Annotated in this window: 16 protein-coding genes; 8 read left to right on the forward strand and 8 right to left on the reverse strand. The window is 66.4% G+C overall.

The features are described from left to right. Nucleotides 1-70 precede the first annotated feature (70 nt). A complete protein-coding gene (gene folB / locus ACMZ91_RS16330) occupies nucleotides 71-424 on the reverse strand; it encodes a dihydroneopterin aldolase (protein WP_025878255.1) in 354 nt (117 codons plus the stop codon). Nucleotides 425-784: 360 nt separating this feature from the next. Between folB and ACMZ91_RS16335 the strand changes: the two genes are divergently transcribed. Continuing rightward, the gene (locus ACMZ91_RS16335; RefSeq protein WP_049461900.1) at nucleotides 785-1,450 is read left to right on the forward strand and encodes a hypothetical protein; all 666 of its coding nucleotides are present in this window, start codon (nucleotides 785-787) and stop codon (nucleotides 1,448-1,450) included. 142 nt (nucleotides 1,451-1,592) lie between these two features. On the opposite strand, the gene tsaD is transcribed toward ACMZ91_RS16335, so the two are convergent. After that, on the reverse strand, nucleotides 1,593-2,618 hold the full coding sequence (gene tsaD / locus ACMZ91_RS16340; protein WP_049461901.1) for a tRNA (adenosine(37)-N6)-threonylcarbamoyltransferase complex transferase subunit TsaD: 1,026 nt from the start codon (nucleotides 2,616-2,618) through the stop codon (nucleotides 1,593-1,595). 166 nt (nucleotides 2,619-2,784) lie between these two features. Between tsaD and rpsU the strand changes: the two genes are divergently transcribed. The 6 genes from rpsU to ACMZ91_RS16370 all read left to right on the forward strand — a co-directional run bounded on the left by rpsU (nucleotide 2,785) and on the right by ACMZ91_RS16370 (nucleotide 7,932). Next, a complete protein-coding gene (gene rpsU, locus ACMZ91_RS16345) occupies nucleotides 2,785-3,000 on the forward strand; it encodes a 30S ribosomal protein S21 (protein WP_002808376.1) in 216 nt (71 codons plus the stop codon). 133 nt (nucleotides 3,001-3,133) lie between these two features. Then, nucleotides 3,134-3,577 (forward strand): GatB/YqeY domain-containing protein, encoded by a 444-nt coding sequence (locus ACMZ91_RS16350; RefSeq protein ID WP_005415013.1) that lies wholly within the window; start codon nucleotides 3,134-3,136, stop codon nucleotides 3,575-3,577. Nucleotides 3,578-3,682: 105 nt separating this feature from the next. Continuing rightward, entirely contained in the window at nucleotides 3,683-4,603 is a 921-nt protein-coding gene (locus tag ACMZ91_RS16355) for a YihY/virulence factor BrkB family protein (RefSeq protein WP_049461902.1), read from the forward strand. Nucleotides 4,604-4,664: 61 nt separating this feature from the next. Beyond that, complete coding sequence (dnaG, locus tag ACMZ91_RS16360) at nucleotides 4,665-6,404, forward strand: DNA primase (RefSeq protein WP_071227447.1); 1,740 nt, start codon at nucleotides 4,665-4,667, stop codon at nucleotides 6,402-6,404. Between the two features lie 27 nt (nucleotides 6,405-6,431). After that, complete coding sequence (locus ACMZ91_RS16365; protein ID WP_049461904.1) at nucleotides 6,432-6,932, forward strand: protein tyrosine phosphatase family protein; 501 nt, start codon at nucleotides 6,432-6,434, stop codon at nucleotides 6,930-6,932. A 28-nt stretch (nucleotides 6,933-6,960) separates the two neighbouring features. Beyond that, the gene (locus ACMZ91_RS16370; protein WP_049421191.1) at nucleotides 6,961-7,932 is read left to right on the forward strand and encodes a bile acid:sodium symporter family protein; all 972 of its coding nucleotides are present in this window, start codon (nucleotides 6,961-6,963) and stop codon (nucleotides 7,930-7,932) included. A gap of 117 nt (nucleotides 7,933-8,049) precedes the next feature. Here ACMZ91_RS16370 and ACMZ91_RS16375 read toward each other — a convergent pair whose 3' ends face one another. The 6 genes from ACMZ91_RS16375 to ACMZ91_RS16400 all read right to left on the reverse strand — a co-directional run bounded on the left by ACMZ91_RS16375 (nucleotide 8,050) and on the right by ACMZ91_RS16400 (nucleotide 13,891). Next, nucleotides 8,050-8,793, reverse strand: a complete 744-nt coding sequence (locus ACMZ91_RS16375; protein WP_132808923.1) for a hypothetical protein — start codon at nucleotides 8,791-8,793, stop codon at nucleotides 8,050-8,052. 677 nt (nucleotides 8,794-9,470) lie between these two features. Continuing rightward, nucleotides 9,471-10,277 (reverse strand): hypothetical protein, encoded by an 807-nt coding sequence (locus tag ACMZ91_RS16380; protein ID WP_049461906.1) that lies wholly within the window; start codon nucleotides 10,275-10,277, stop codon nucleotides 9,471-9,473. Nucleotides 10,278-10,423: 146 nt separating this feature from the next. Next, nucleotides 10,424-11,317, reverse strand: a complete 894-nt coding sequence (gene cyoE / locus ACMZ91_RS16385) for a heme o synthase (RefSeq protein ID WP_010484229.1) — start codon at nucleotides 11,315-11,317, stop codon at nucleotides 10,424-10,426. Between the two features lie 4 nt (nucleotides 11,318-11,321). After that, on the reverse strand, nucleotides 11,322-12,485 hold the full coding sequence (locus ACMZ91_RS16390) for a COX15/CtaA family protein (protein WP_049421194.1): 1,164 nt from the start codon (nucleotides 12,483-12,485) through the stop codon (nucleotides 11,322-11,324). A 10-nt stretch (nucleotides 12,486-12,495) separates the two neighbouring features. Continuing rightward, a complete protein-coding gene (locus tag ACMZ91_RS16395) occupies nucleotides 12,496-13,065 on the reverse strand; it encodes a redox-active disulfide-containing membrane protein (RefSeq protein WP_032129724.1) in 570 nt (189 codons plus the stop codon). A gap of 109 nt (nucleotides 13,066-13,174) precedes the next feature. Then, complete coding sequence (locus ACMZ91_RS16400) at nucleotides 13,175-13,891, reverse strand: SURF1 family protein (protein ID WP_049461907.1); 717 nt, start codon at nucleotides 13,889-13,891, stop codon at nucleotides 13,175-13,177. Between the two features lie 57 nt (nucleotides 13,892-13,948). Here ACMZ91_RS16400 and ACMZ91_RS16405 point away from each other — a divergent pair, with 57 nt between their 5' ends. After that, complete coding sequence (locus tag ACMZ91_RS16405; protein ID WP_005412025.1) at nucleotides 13,949-14,167, forward strand: twin transmembrane helix small protein; 219 nt, start codon at nucleotides 13,949-13,951, stop codon at nucleotides 14,165-14,167. Nucleotides 14,168-14,173 lie beyond the last annotated feature (6 nt).

Here is a 14,173-nt window from a genome sequence, read left to right on the forward strand (position 1 = left end):
CACCAACGGCCCCAGTTTCACCCCCAGCAGCGTGGCGATGATGGACAGGCCAGCGGCCGGCACTACCGGATCAGTCCCGCGAGCGCTCGATGATCACGCCCACCGCGCGCGCGCCACGCACCGCGCCCGGCTTGCTCAGTTTCAGGCGCAGCCACTTCACGTCGAATTCGTCCAGCACGATCTGTGCGCAGCGCTCGGCCAGGGTTTCGACCAGGCCGAATTCCGACTCGCGCACGAACTGCTCCAGGCGCTTGCTGACCGCCTTGTAGTTCAGGGTGTGGGCGATGTCGTCGGAGGCCGCCGGACGACGGTTGTCGAAGCCCATCTCCAGGTCGAACACCAGGTCCTGGCGGATCCGTCGTTCCCAATCGTAGATACCGATCAGGGCGTCGATCGTCAGCCCCTCGATGAAAACCTTGTCCATTGCGCTTAACCAGCCCGAATACAGGGGGCCATGGTAACGGCACGACGGTGAGCCTGCCCGGAACGGGCGGTGAGTGGCCGGCAGGGGCGCGGCTCCAGAAAAGACAAAGGACCCCGCTAGCAGGGCCCTTTGGTACTACCGTTTGTCCCCGGGGGGAGCTGTTGAACAGCCGCGGGTCCCGGTGGCGCAGGCACGCAGATTAGGTAAAGACGAGATCACCGGTCAAGGCCAATTCCGACAGGGCAGATCAGGTAGTCGTCCGAGGTCAAACGCAGAGAATCAGCCGCGCAGACAACGACGTTCCCTGATGGTGGCCGCCGCCCACTCTCGCGAACATCGATCCCTCCTTCACCACCGCACATGACGATGGCTCCACACGATGTACTGCGGCGCGCGTTGTCAGCGGAGCGTCTGTCTACTTACGAGAGAATCGCATCGACCTGCAGCCCCGACGTCACGGCCGAATCCCTGTACCTCTGGAACATGCGGATGTGCGGTGCACTGATGATGCCGGTCCATCTGTGCGAAGTGGTCACCCGTAACGCCGCTGCTACCGTGCTCGCCCGGCAGCATGGCCCGCGTTGGCCCTGGAATGATGCCTTCCGACGCAGGCTGCCAACCTCGTCCTGTACTTCCGCACGTGCAGCACTGGAACAGGTTGCTGGCCGCACGACCGATACACCCGAAATCGTCGCCAAGCTGCCGATGGTGTTCTGGCAGCAGCTTTTCACCTGTCGCTTCGACGACACGCTATGGATACCCGCACTCAATGGAGTTCTGCGGCATGCACCCTCAGCTCATCCCAGCGTCATCAGAAAAGCCATCCACTCTGACATCGGACGCATTCGCCACCTGCGCAACCGCATCGCGCACCACGAACCCATCCTGGAACGCGACATCGGTGCCGACCTGGCGGCGATCGGGCGGCTGATCCACGCCCGCTGCCCGCATACGCTGGGCTGGCTGCAGCGCCATGAGCGGGCGACAACGGTGTTGGCGGCGTCGCCATTGGCAGGGCGTCCGTAATGTGTAGCCGGGCGTGGCCCGGCGCTACGGAGGCCTGCCTGTAGAGTCGAGCTTGCTCGACTGCTCTGTGTCCGTCATTGCGCCCAGTCGAGCAAGCTCGACTCTACAAACGCCGATCGAGCGGTTCGCGCGGCCGGGGGGCTCAGACCGCCGGCAGGGTCGCCATGTCCCAGCGCGGGGTCACATCCACCTTCGGCGGGCTGTACTGGCCGGCCTGCAGCCGCAGCGCGCCGGCGAAGGCGATCATCGCGCCGTTGTCGGTGCACAACGCCGGCCGCGGGAAGCAGGCACGGCCGCCGAGACGCTCGGCCATCTGCTGCAGGCGTGCGCGCAGGCGCTTGTTGGCGCCAACACCTCCAGCCACCACGATCACGTTGGTGCCGGCCGCTTCCAGCGCGCGTTCGCACTTGATCGACAGGGTCTCGACCACCGCGTCCTCAAAGCCCCGGGCGATGTCGGCACGGGTCTGCTCGCTCTGGTCACTGTCGCGCCAGGCCATCAGGACCTGGGTCTTCAGGCCGGAGAAGCTGAAATCCAGCCCCGGGCGGTCGGTCATCGGTCGCGCGAAGCGGTACACGCCCGGCGTGCCCTGCTCGGCCAGCCTGGCCAGCTGCGGGCCACCCGGGTACGGCAGGCCCATCAGCTTGGCGGTCTTGTCGAAGGCCTCGCCGGCCGCGTCGTCCAGGGTCTCGCCCAGCAGGCGGTACTGGCCGATCGCGTCCACCGCCACCAGCTGGGTATGGCCACCGGACACCAGCAGCGCCACGAACGGCGCTTCCGGCGGGTCGTCCTCCATCAGCGGGGCCAGCAGGTGGCCTTCCATATGGTGTACGCCCACCGCCGGCACCTCCAGCGCCCAGGCCAGCGACCGCGCCACGCCCGCGCCGACCAGCAGTGCGCCGACCAGACCGGGACCGGCCGTATAGGCCACGCCGTCGATATCACCTACACCCAGACCGGCGTCGGCCAGGGTCTGGCGCACCAGCGGCAGCAGCTTGCGGACGTGGTCGCGGCTGGCCAGTTCGGGCACCACACCACCGTATTCGGCGTGCAGGGCGATCTGGCTGTAGACCGCATGGGCGCGCAGGGCCGCGCTGCCGGCCAGGTCGGTGTCATACACCGCCACGCCGGTCTCATCACAGGAAGATTCGATGCCAAGGACTCGCATGCCTGCTATTATGACGCCCCTGCCGCCCCCTCGGGGGACGTGCAGATCTCACTGCTTTCGAACCGCCGGCCCGTATTCAGGGTTGGCCGCTTGCAGTTTGTCTATTCGCCGCTATAATGTGCGGCTCGCCGGGCGTGACCCGGTTCTACTGTGTCCCGGAGATTCCATGCCCAGCGTCAAAGTCCGCGAGAACGAGCCCTTCGAGTTTGCTCTTCGCCGCTTCAAGCGCACTTGCGAAAAGGCCGGTGTGCTGGCCGAAACCCGCAAGCGCGAGTTCTACGAAAAGCCGACCCAGGAGCGCAAGCGCAAGGCCGCCGCTGCTGTGAAGCGTCAGCTGCGCCGCTCGTCGCGCGACGTCACCAAGCGTCAGCGCCTGTACTGATCGGACGCATCTTCATTGCGGCGGGCTTGCCTGTCGCGATGGAGCCGAAGCCGGCACGCGCGAGCGTCGCCGGCTTTTTGCGTTTCCGGGTTCGGGCATCCGCCCCGCCCCACCTACCACCACGAGGTTCCTCATGAGCATGAAGCAGCAGCTCACCGAAGACATGAAGGCCGCCATGAAGGCGGGCGAGAAGCACAAGCTGGGCGTGATCCGCCTGATCAACGCCGCCATCAAGCAGCGTGAAGTGGACGAGCGCATCGAACTGGATGACACCGCCGTGATCGCCGTGCTCGACAAGATGGTCAAGCAGCGCAAGGACTCGGTCAGCCAGTACGAGGCCGCCAACCGCGAGGACCTGGCCGAGATCGAGCGCGCCGAGATCGTGGTCATCGAAGCCTACCTGCCGGCCAAGATGGGCGAAGCCGAGATCGTGGCCGCCATCCAGGCCGCCATCGCCGAAACCGGCGCCTCCGGCCCGGCCGACATGGGCAAGCTGATGGGCGCACTGAAGCCCAAGCTCGCCGGCCAGGCCGACATGGGCCTGGTGTCCAAGCTGGTCAAGCAGCAGCTGGCGTAATCCAGCACTTGGGGTCGGATCCCTTCCGCGACGCGGAAGGGCTCTGACCCCATTGATGCACTCGCTTCACCGCACCTTCGTCGCTCGCCTGCTACAACCGCACACATGGTTGAACCCGAGCCCAACGTTCACGTGTCACTGCACAAGTACATCAAGCGCCTGCAGGACAGCTTCCCGATGGCGGTGGCCAAGCGCTTCATCGACGTCGACGTGCTGACCCAAGCAGCTTCCGTCTCCTTCTACGCGCTGCTGTCGATGGCGCCGTTGCTGGTGCTGCTGCTGTGGCTGACCGCCTCGCTGTACCCACCGGCCCAGCAAGCACTGATCGACCAGATCAGCTCGGTGGCCGGCAGCAGCGCGGCTACCGTGGCCGAAACCGTTCTGAGGAACGCCGACAACCAGCCGGATGTCGGCTCGCTGGCGGGTGTGTGGAGCACGCTGCTGCTGTTCGTCGGCGCCACCGCCGTGTTCGCCCAGCTGCAGAACGCACTGAACCTGATCTTCCGCACCAGCGGCGAGCGCCTGGAAGGCCTCAAGGCCTGGCTGCGCAAGCGCGTGTTCTCGTTCGGCGTCGTGCTGGCGCTGGGCTTCCTGCTGATCCTGTCGATGACCGCCACCACGGTGCTGCAGGTGGCCTTCGCGCAACTGCCTTCGATCCTGCCCGCGCTGGGGTACGTCACCAGCCTGCTGCTTTACGCAGTCGGCTTCGCCTTCATGTACCACTACCTGCCCGACCGTCGCGTGGCGTGGCGCCAGGCCTTCATCGGCGGCGTCATCACCTCGGCACTGTTCGCACTGGGCCGCTACGGCATCGGCGTCTACATCGCCACCGTGGCCCCCGGCAGTGCCTACGGCTCGATGGGCGCGCTGGTGATCTCACTGGTCTGGATCTATTACGCGACCGTCGTGTTCTTCGTTGGCGCGCTGATGACCGCGGTGATCGATGAGCGCCTGCGCGCGCGCCATCACCTGGCCGCCGCCGGCATCGATCCGGCCACCGCCAGCCAGGTGCCCGACAGGGGGTAAACTAGGGCAACCGCCCCCGGTTCCGTCGCGTGGTCCTGTACCGCGCCCTGCCCTGTTGCCCATGGCCCGTATCCCCGACGCTTTCATCGACGATCTGCTGGCCCGCACCGACATCGTCGAGGTGGTGGGCAGCCGCGTGCCGTTGAAGCGCCAGGGCAAGGAGTACGCCGCCCGCTGCCCGTTCCATGACGAGCGCTCGGCGTCGTTCACGGTCTCGCCCACCAAGCAGTTCTATCACTGCTTCGGTTGTGGCGCGCACGGCACCGCGATCAGCTTCCTGATGAACTACGACCGCCTCGAGTTCCTCGACGCGGTGGATGAACTGGCCAAGCGCGCCGGCATGGAAGTGCCGCGCAGCGAGAACCCGCGCAGCCCCCAGCAGCAGGACGACAGCCGCGAGCTGTACTCGGCGCTTGAGGCGGCCACGAAGTTTTTCCAGAGCAACCTGCAGGGCAGCGACAAGGCCCGCAGCTACCTGGATGGCCGCGGCGTGGATGAAGAGAACCGCGCGCGCTTCCAGATCGGCTACGCGCCGGATGGCTACAGCGGCCTGCGCGATGCGTTGGGCAAGGACGAGCGGCGGATGAAGCTGCTCGACCGCGCCGGCCTGTTCTCCAAGAACGATCGCGGTCACGTCTACGACAAGTTCCGCGACCGGGTGATGTTCCCGATCTTCGACCGCCGCGGCCGGGTCATCGCCTTCGGCGGCCGCGTGTTCGAGAAGGACGACGGCCCCAAGTACCTCAACTCGCCCGAGACCGCGCTGTTCCACAAGGGCCGCGAACTGTACGGCCTGTGGCAGGTGCGCCAGGCCAACCAGAAGATCGAGCGGCTGATCGTGGTCGAGGGCTACATGGACGTGGTCTCGCTGTTCCAGTTCGGGGTCACCCAGGCGGTGGCAACACTGGGCACCGCGACCACGCCGGACCATGCGGAGCTGCTGTTCCGCAACGCACCGGATGTGTTCTTCTGCTTCGACGGCGACGCCGCCGGCCGCCGCGCCGGCTGGAAGGCGCTGGAGTCGGTGCTGCCGCGCATGAAGGATGGCCGCCAGGCCTTCTTCCTGTTCCTGCCCGATGGCGAAGACCCGGACACCATCGTGCGCAAGGAAGGCGCCGAGGCGTTCAACGAGCGCCTGAAGCAGGCCACGCCGCTGTCGCAGTTCTTCTTCGACGAACTGACCCGCGAGATCAATCTGGGCACGCTCGATGGCAAGGCACGCCTGGCCGAGCGGGCCAAGCCGATGCTGGCGCAGATTCCCGACGGTGCCTTCGGCGACCTGATGAAGCAGCAGCTGGCGCAGCTGACCGGCCTGGGCGGTACTGCCCAGGTCACGCGCGCGCCGATGCCGCAACGGCAGCCGCAGCGGACGATCCAGCCCGTGGCCAAGCGCAGTCTGGTGCGCGGCGCGATCGCCGTGCTGCTGCAGCAGCCGTCGCTGGCGCTGACGCTGGGCGGCAAGCATCACTTCCAGGGCCTGCGCCTGCCCGGCGTGGAACTGCTGCTGGAGCTGCTGGGACTGGTCGAACAGCGCCCGGACATCAGCACCGGCGCCCTGCTGGAGCACTTCGACGGGCGCGAGGAACAGGCATCACTGCACACGCTGGCTGCGCAGACACTGCCTGGCACCGAGGCCAGCTGGACCCAGGAACTGCACGACGCCGTGGCCCAGCTGGAGAAACAGCTGCTGGTGCAACGTCTGGAGGAGTTGTTGGCAAAGCAGCGCCAGCAGGGCCTGGACGATACTGACAAGTACGAACTGCGCGAGCTGCTGAAGGCGCGCGCCGGACTGCGCCTGTAGCGGCAGAACGTTTTCACGGAGAGGACCATGCTGCTGCGCCTGACCTGCCTGCTGTTGTTGTCGCTCTGCCTGCCGCTGACGGCCCTGGCCGAAGACGCGCCCCTCAACGAAGTCCGCCCCGGCCTGTACGCCGGCGGCCAGCCCAGCGCCGCACAGCTGCAGGCCTTGGCCGCACAGGGCGTGCGCACCGTGATCGACCTGCGCCAGCCCGACGAGGACCGGGGTTTTGATGAAACCCGCGTAGCCGAATCACTGGGCCTGCGCTACGTACGCATTCCGGTGGCCGGTGCCGACGGCCTGGATGCGGCCAACATCCGTGCCGTGCACCAGGCCCTGCAGCAGAGCCAGGGGCCGGTGCTGCTGCACTGTGCGTCCGGCAACCGCGCCGGTGCCGTGCTCGGCCTGGTCAATGCACGCTACGAACATGCCAGCCCCGAACAGGCCCTTCAGCTGGGCCAGCGTGCTGGCCTGAAGTCGCTGGAAGCCGCCACCCGCCAGCGCCTGGCCACGCCGGTCACCTCGCCCTGAACCCTCCGCACCAAGGACTCTGCCCACCATGACCCGCTGGTGGTCGCGCCTGCGACCGGACAACTTCACCCTCGCCCTGCTGTGCACCGTCGGCCTGGCCTCGCTGCTGCCGATGAAGGGCGCCGCCGCCATCGTGCTCGACGATGTCACCACCGTCGCCATCGCCGCGCTGTTCTTCCTGCATGGCGCGCGCCTGCCGCGCGAGTCGATCATCGGCGGCATGCTGCACTGGCGGCTGCACCTGACCATCCTGGCCTGCACCTTCATCCTGTTCCCGCTGCTGGGGCTGATGTTCAAGCCTCTGTCGGGCTGGCTGCTGACGCCGGAGCTGTACCTGGGCGTGCTGTTCCTGTGCACCCTGCCCTCCACCGTGCAGTCGTCCATCGCGTTCACCTCGATGGCACGCGGCAACGTACCCGCTGCGGTGTGCAGCGCCTCGCTGTCGAGCATCCTCGGCGTGTTCCTGACCCCGCTGCTGCTGACCGCACTGGCCGGTACCTCCGGCGGCGTGCACGACCCGCTGCATGCGATCGGCGGCATCATGCTGCAGCTGCTGGTGCCCTTCGTGGCCGGCCACCTGCTGCGGCCGTGGATCGCCGGCTGGGTGGAGAAGCAGCGCGCGCTGCTGCGCTATACCGACCAGGGCACGATCCTGCTGGTGGTGTATTCGGCGTTCGGCGAAGCCGTCACCGAGGGTCTGTGGAGCAAAACGCCGCTGCTCTCGCTGCTGGCCGTGGCGGTCGTGGCCGCCGTGCTGCTGGGCATCGCGATGCCGCTGATCACCTTCATCGCGCGTCGCCTGCGCTTCAATCGCGAGGACGAGATCGCCATCGTCTTCTGCGGCTCGAAGAAGAGCCTGGCCACCGGCGTGCCGATCGCCAAGGTGCTGTTCGCCGGTGGAAGCCTCGGCGCGATCGTGCTGCCGGTGATGATCTACCACCAGATCCAGCTGATCGTCTGCGGTGTGATCGCGCAACGGTATGCGAAGCGCGCGCCCTGATTGGGCGCGCGGGTTTTTGTAGAGAGCCCATCCACGCGCGGCGTGGATCTACCAAACCGCGGATGGCGTGAACCCGCAGTAGATCCACGCCATGCGTGGATGACGCATACGCCGCCGCTAATCCACGATGGCCGCGGCGATGTCGTGCAGCACTCGGGCGTTGCGCTCCACGTCGCTGCCCGGCTCGCCCGTGACGGTCAGACTGTAGGTCTTGCTGTCTCCCGTCCAGGCAAGCTCAACCCGAGTACGGCCGACACTATCCACAACCTTCCCGAGGTGAGCGGGCTTGCCGTCCACCACGGTGTTCTGCGCCTCCGCGATGACCTCGATCTGCATGCCCGCAGCGAGGAAGTTGTTCTCGCTGAACTCCACGATGCCGACACCCTCCAGCCGGTAGAAACGGCTCAAGCCCGAGGACTTTCCACCCTCCAACGCACCACTGGGCTCCATGCCAATCATCTCGGCTGCGCCCAGCAGGCTGCTTTCCAGCCTGCTGGGGGGCTGCGGCAGGCGCTGGCGTAGTTCTGGAGTTGAGCGGTGAGTCCGCGGCACGGCAGCCAGCATTTCGGCCTGCGTTGGGATGCTCCCTGCTGCAACCCGCACGACACCGTTGGATCGTTCGATGTCATCGCGAAGCTGCTGCTTCACTTCTCGGGGGGCATCAAGGTCTGCCAGTTTCACCATCTGGTAGCTGCCCACGCTGGCGGACGATCTTCCCATTGCCGAGGCCTCCTGCATTGCAGCCTGCATGGCGCGTTGGTGTAGCCAGCTCCCTACCGCATCGGGAGCAGGTTCATTCTGGGATGCTTGAGCTGACATCGACATGGCCAGCGAGAATGCGATAAAGCAAAGAATCTTCATGATGCTCACCACTCCGAAAGCTGGCAATCGACCGCACTCATGGGTTGCGTAAATACGCGTCCGCCCAGCACCCATGTGTGATATCCGTGAACAACCATTCGTTCTGGATCACTGCCATCGCCTGCGTAAAATCGCCAGGAGTACAGTCCATTGTTAGGCGCACCGAAAGCATGCTTCGGCTCAATGTTCCCGAGGGGAACGTGCCTAGTTACGGCCGACCCCTGAAAATTGCGAAACTGGGGCCGTTCATAGGTCACGGATTCGTTGATGAATCCAATGCAGTTGGCCCGACTCAGTGCTTTTATTTCTGCTGCCGCATTGCCAGCCAGGCTGGTAAGCGCGGCACACAGAACGATGGGCAGAGAAACATGACATCTCATTGATTGCTCCACAGAATTGCGAGTCATCCCGCAATACCTGTGTATCTACTGTTGATGATCCGGTCTGGTGGAACAGTCGGTATCTGTGACGCCTTGCGTGCAGGAAGCTGACAGCGCGGCAAAACCCTACAGCGCGACGGCTTGGTCGATGGGCGCAGTTGCAGCCCTCCCGGGCGAAACCCGACACTGGCTGCGCCGGGTTCCGTGAGAGCCCATCCACGCATGGCGTGGCTCTACTCCCACCGATGGCGTGAACCACCAGTAGATCAACGCCATGCGTGGATGGGTTGCCTGCCGTTACGGGCCCACCAGCGTGCCGACGCTCAACTCCGGCATCCACACCCACAGGTCGTACGGCCGTTTCGCATCGGCATCGACCCGCGGCGCCGTGGCCACCTGCTCTGGAAGTGGCCGCGCCATGCAACGGTCCGCGCACGCCCACGCCTGGCCACGCAGCGCACCCAACCGCACGCTGTAGATATCCAGGTCCCGCAGCTGGGAGGCCATCGGCTGCCTCTGCATTTCCGGCGGCATACCTTCCGGCCGCCGCAGCATGGCGTGGACATTGCCCGTCAGCACCAGCATGCGTGCATTGTCTGGCAACCCTCGATAGAGCCGTCGCAATTCGGCTGCCATGAAGTCATCGCGCGCCTGGTTGCCGCCACTGCTGGCATTGACGTCATAGCCAACCACTTCGATCACGCGCCCCTGCGCCTTCAGCACACGGAGGCCTTCGATCATCGCCAGCATGTCGCGGCTGCGGCGACCATCATGCTGGTCATCGCGCACGGTCCAGAACGCGCGGCCGTGCAGGTGCCGGCGCGCCCTGGCCCCGCCATCGGATTCCAGATAGTCGCGCAGCACAGGGTTCTCGGCGCGTGGCAGTTCCAGCGCCAGCAGGACCGGGCCGTTGCGGCTGTAGTCGTCCACCAGCTGGCGTACCAGCAACGGGGTCTCGCGGGTGCCGTGGAATTCGCCCAGTACCAGCAGGCGGTGCTCACCGGCATGCTGGCGGATCTGCGCGGCGGTGTCATCGGCATGCGCGGTGAGGGCCACACCCAGCGCCAGCAGCAGCGCGGTGGTCCAACGGAAGATCGAATGCATCCCTGCGCCTTCCTTTCCTTTGCGGTCAGGAACAGCAATGGCGACGCAGCAACCGCGGTTCAAGTAGATCCACGCCGTGCGTGGATGCTCCCGCCATCAGACCGGGCCTGAGTCGAGCGTGGCTCGACTCTACAAAGGGCAGCCCCTCACAACCAGGGCAGGATCCAGTGGTCCACCAGCAGGAAGGCGAACAGCGCCATCAGGTAGACGATGGAGTAATAGAACATCTTCATCGAGAACAGTTCGTCCGGCGGATTGAGCATGCGCCAGGCGTACCAGAGGAACACCGCATTGAGCACGATCGCGCCGCCCAGGTAGAACGCACCGCTCATGCCCACCAGGTACGGCAGCAGGCAGACCAGCGCCAGCACCACCGAATACACCATGATCTGCTTGCGGGTGTGCACCACGCCGTGGGTCACCGGCAGCATCGGAATTTCCGCCTTGGCGTAATCCTCGCGGCGGAAGATCGCCAGCGCCCAGAAGTGCGGCGGCGTCCAGATGAAGATGATCAGCACCAGCAGCGACGAGTACGCCCAGTCCGACGAACCCTGCATGCCGGTCACCGCAGCCCAGCCCAGCATCGGCGGCATCGCGCCGGCCAGGCCACCGATGACGATGTTCTGCGAGGTCGCACGCTTGAGGTACACGGTGTAGATCACCGCGTAGCCGATCAGCGAGGCGAAGGTCAGCACGGCGGTGATCAGGTTCACCCACAGCACCAGGATGACCATCGACAACACGATCAGCACGCCGGCGAACACCAGCACCTGCCACGGCTTGACCTTGCCCACCACCAGCGGACGCCACGATGTGCGCGCCATCTGCGCATCGATGTGCGCATCCAGCAGCTGGTTGATCGCCGCGGCGGCCGAAGCGGCCAGCCAGATACCGAGGAAGCCGAGCACGCCTGCGCGCACCTGCTCCCAGCTGGGCACGCCGGGGATGGCCAGGACCATGCCGACCAGGGCGGTGAAGACAATGAGGGCAACGACCTTGGGCTTGGTCAGGTCCCAGTACTGGCGGTAATTGGAAAACATGGAATCAGTCCGGGGCACGCAGGCGGGCCAGCAGGCTGACCAGCACGAACAACAGGGCAACGGCCACGCCGTTGTGGGCCACCGCCACTTCCAGCGGCAGCGCCAGCTTCACATTGAGGATGCCGAGGGTGACCTGCAGCACCAGCAGCGCGATCAACGCGCTGGCCCAGCCACGCATGCTCGGCAACCGGAACAGGCGCACGCCCAGCCACAGCAGGTAGAGGGCCACCACCACCGCGAACAGGCGGTGTGCCATCTGGATGGCGATGCGCGAGGCGCCATCCAGCACGCCGCCTTCGTAATCCACGCCGATGCCACGCCACAGGGTGAAGCCTTCGACGAAGTTGTGCTGCGGCCACCACTGGTTGGCGCAGCGCGGGAAGTTGTCCAGCGAGGCGCTGCCACCGCCGCAGGCCAGCGCCGCGTAATTGGCGCTGACCCAGCCCCCCAACGCGATCTGGGTGACCAGCACCGCCACGCCGATGCGCAGCAGCCACTTCAGCTTCGGCGCCTCGGCCAGCGTGATCGGCATGTGCGTCGCGCGCCAGGCCATCCACACCAGCAGGCCGAACATCAGCATGCCACCGAGCAGATGGCCCATCACTACGATGGGTTTGAGCAGCAGGGTCACCGTCCACATGCCCAGCAAGGCCTGGAAGATCACCACCGCCAGGGTCAGCAATGCAGCGCGCGCCAGGTCGATGTTGCTCCAGCGCAGCGCGGCGATCAGCAGGATCGCCTCACCGATCAACGCCAGCACGCTGGCCGTGCCATGCCAGCCCATCATGTACAGCGGTATGCCGGCGGCCACCAGCACGCAGGCGGTCACCACCGCCGTGCTTCCGAATCGCCGCTTGCGCGTGGCCAACAGGGCCAGGGTCAGGATCTCGATGCCCAGCGCGCCAGCCAGGAAGCGGTGCACCTGCTCACGCCAGGCCTTGTGGGTCTCCAGCGGGCGGATCTCCGCCGCCGGGTGGCCGATGGTCTCTTCCACGTGCTGCGGCCAGGTGGCCTGGCCATAGCAGGTCGGCCAGTCCGGGCAGCTCAGGCCGGCATCGGACAGGCGCACGAACGCGCCGAACATGATCGTGCTCGCGGTCATGATCATGGCGAACCACGCCAGGCGGTGGAAATTGCGGTGCAGCGCCGGACGCGCGGAAAGGCTCATCAAACGGGACTCACTTCAGTTTCAGCAACGTGGCCATGTCCTTGCGCAGGCCACCCAGGTCGGTGCCCGGGGCATGACGCATGATCACGAAGCCGTTCGGATCGATCACGTAGACCGGCAGGCCAGCCGGATCGTCGACGCCGGGCAGGGCCGCGCGCAGTGCTGGCGACGGAGCCAGCGGCCGCAGCGCGGGCAGCGAGGCGATCGACGCCGGTGGCGTTCCCAGCCACAGGATTTCGACATTATCGGCGTTATGGCCGAACAGCTGCCACACCTTGCCCAGTCCCTGCGACAAAGTGACGCACTGCGCGTCGCAGGCACCGGCCGGCGCCACCAGCAGGCGCCAGGTACGGGCCTCGGGGTTCCAGGCGTAGGGCTGGCCGCTGGCCAGGGTCGGCGCCTGCTGGCGCAGGTCCACCGGCGGCTTCAGCAGCTGGCCGGCATTGCGGTGCCCGGTCGGTTGCCAGCCGGAGAAGCGCAGCACGGCGGCCAGTGCCATCGCACCGAAGAACACGGCAAACAGCAGCACCAGGGTCCGGCGGCCGGAGCCGCGCGCCTGCGGGGACGTAGCAGTGTTCATGCGGGGCATTTTCTCATGGTTGGGTAAGGGATGCGGGTGTGGTGCCCCGGTAGTGCCGGCCGCTGGCCGGCATCCAGGAATCCGAGGGGATGCCGGCCAGCGGCCGGCACTACCGGGCCACGGCACGTCTCCTGCGCCACTCCAGCACCAGCGCGACCACCAGCACGGTCAGGGCCAGGCCGAACCACTGCACGGCGTAGCCCAGGTGACGCTGCGGCGGCAGCGTGTTCGGCAGCAGGTCCAGATCGCGTTCGTCGCCGAATGGCAGTGCCGGGTCCAGGCGCAGGACGCGGTCGGGCAATACCGGTAGGCCAAGCGCCGCCGCCAGGCCTTCGGCGGGCAAACGGCTGGCCAGCCAACGCCCGGCCTCATCGGTAGCGGAGAACGCCGGGCCCAGTGCCAGTCCCGCCGACGGCGGCGGCGCCAATAACCCACGCACCGCCACCGGCGAAGGCGGCGCCGGCACATCCGGCAGCGTGCGATCCGGCGGCAGCGCGCGCCAGCCGAGGTCGACCAGCAGCACGCTGCCTCCGTCACTGCGGAACGGACGATAGATCTTCACCCCGGCGCGACCATGCCGGGTCTGGTTGTCCAGCAGCACCACGCCGGGCAGGAAGCGGCCGTGGTCGGCCACGCCGTGCAAGGCGCCGGGCGCCGCCAGGGCCTGCGACAACGGAAGCGCTTGCGCCACAGCTGGACCCTGCGCATCCAACATTGCCTGTTTGGCATGCATGCGCTGCAGTTGCCACAGCCCCAATGCGCTGAAACCGGCCATCGCCAGCACCGCCAACAGCCAGCCGATCACGCGCGTGTGCTGGCGCATCATGACAAGTCCGCGCAAACGCGGTCAGATAGGCGCATCCACCCTGCCCTCGAGCCGCGCATGAGTGATTCGCTGAAGACCCTGCTGGTAATCGCGTTTCTGATCGTCATCGTCTGGAATCTGGGCGCCGGCCTGTATTACCTGCTGGTCGACCGCGGCCAGACCAAGCGCACGGTCAACGCACTGACCCGCCGCATCGCGGTGTCGGTGGCGTTGATCCTGCTGGTGATCGTGAGCATCTACATGGGCTGGATAAAACCGCACGGCATCGGCGGCTGAGGCCAC

The organism is Stenotrophomonas sp. FR024 (assembly GCF_047500745.2).
Taxonomy (GTDB): Bacteria; Pseudomonadota; Gammaproteobacteria; order Xanthomonadales; family Xanthomonadaceae; genus Stenotrophomonas; species Stenotrophomonas maltophilia_A.

Coding starts and splice junctions, on each gene's coding strand:
- folB (WP_025878255.1), bottom strand. CDS start 424: ATGGACAAGGTTTTCATCGAGGGGCTGACGATCGACGCCCTGATCGGT.
- ACMZ91_RS16335 (WP_049461900.1), top strand. CDS start 785: ATGACGATGGCTCCACACGATGTACTGCGGCGCGCGTTGTCAGCGGAG.
- tsaD (WP_049461901.1), bottom strand. CDS start 2,618: ATGCGAGTCCTTGGCATCGAATCTTCCTGTGATGAGACCGGCGTGGCG.
- rpsU (WP_002808376.1), top strand. CDS start 2,785: ATGCCCAGCGTCAAAGTCCGCGAGAACGAGCCCTTCGAGTTTGCTCTT.
- ACMZ91_RS16350 (WP_005415013.1), top strand. CDS start 3,134: ATGAGCATGAAGCAGCAGCTCACCGAAGACATGAAGGCCGCCATGAAG.
- ACMZ91_RS16355 (WP_049461902.1), top strand. CDS start 3,683: ATGGTTGAACCCGAGCCCAACGTTCACGTGTCACTGCACAAGTACATC.
- dnaG (WP_071227447.1), top strand. CDS start 4,665: ATGGCCCGTATCCCCGACGCTTTCATCGACGATCTGCTGGCCCGCACC.
- ACMZ91_RS16365 (WP_049461904.1), top strand. CDS start 6,432: ATGCTGCTGCGCCTGACCTGCCTGCTGTTGTTGTCGCTCTGCCTGCCG.
- ACMZ91_RS16370 (WP_049421191.1), top strand. CDS start 6,961: ATGACCCGCTGGTGGTCGCGCCTGCGACCGGACAACTTCACCCTCGCC.
- ACMZ91_RS16375 (WP_132808923.1), bottom strand. CDS start 8,793: ATGAAGATTCTTTGCTTTATCGCATTCTCGCTGGCCATGTCGATGTCA.
- ACMZ91_RS16380 (WP_049461906.1), bottom strand. CDS start 10,277: ATGCATTCGATCTTCCGTTGGACCACCGCGCTGCTGCTGGCGCTGGGT.
- cyoE (WP_010484229.1), bottom strand. CDS start 11,317: ATGTTTTCCAATTACCGCCAGTACTGGGACCTGACCAAGCCCAAGGTC.
- ACMZ91_RS16390 (WP_049421194.1), bottom strand. CDS start 12,485: ATGAGCCTTTCCGCGCGTCCGGCGCTGCACCGCAATTTCCACCGCCTG.
- ACMZ91_RS16395 (WP_032129724.1), bottom strand. CDS start 13,065: ATGAACACTGCTACGTCCCCGCAGGCGCGCGGCTCCGGCCGCCGGACC.
- ACMZ91_RS16400 (WP_049461907.1), bottom strand. CDS start 13,891: ATGATGCGCCAGCACACGCGCGTGATCGGCTGGCTGTTGGCGGTGCTG.
- ACMZ91_RS16405 (WP_005412025.1), top strand. CDS start 13,949: ATGAGTGATTCGCTGAAGACCCTGCTGGTAATCGCGTTTCTGATCGTC.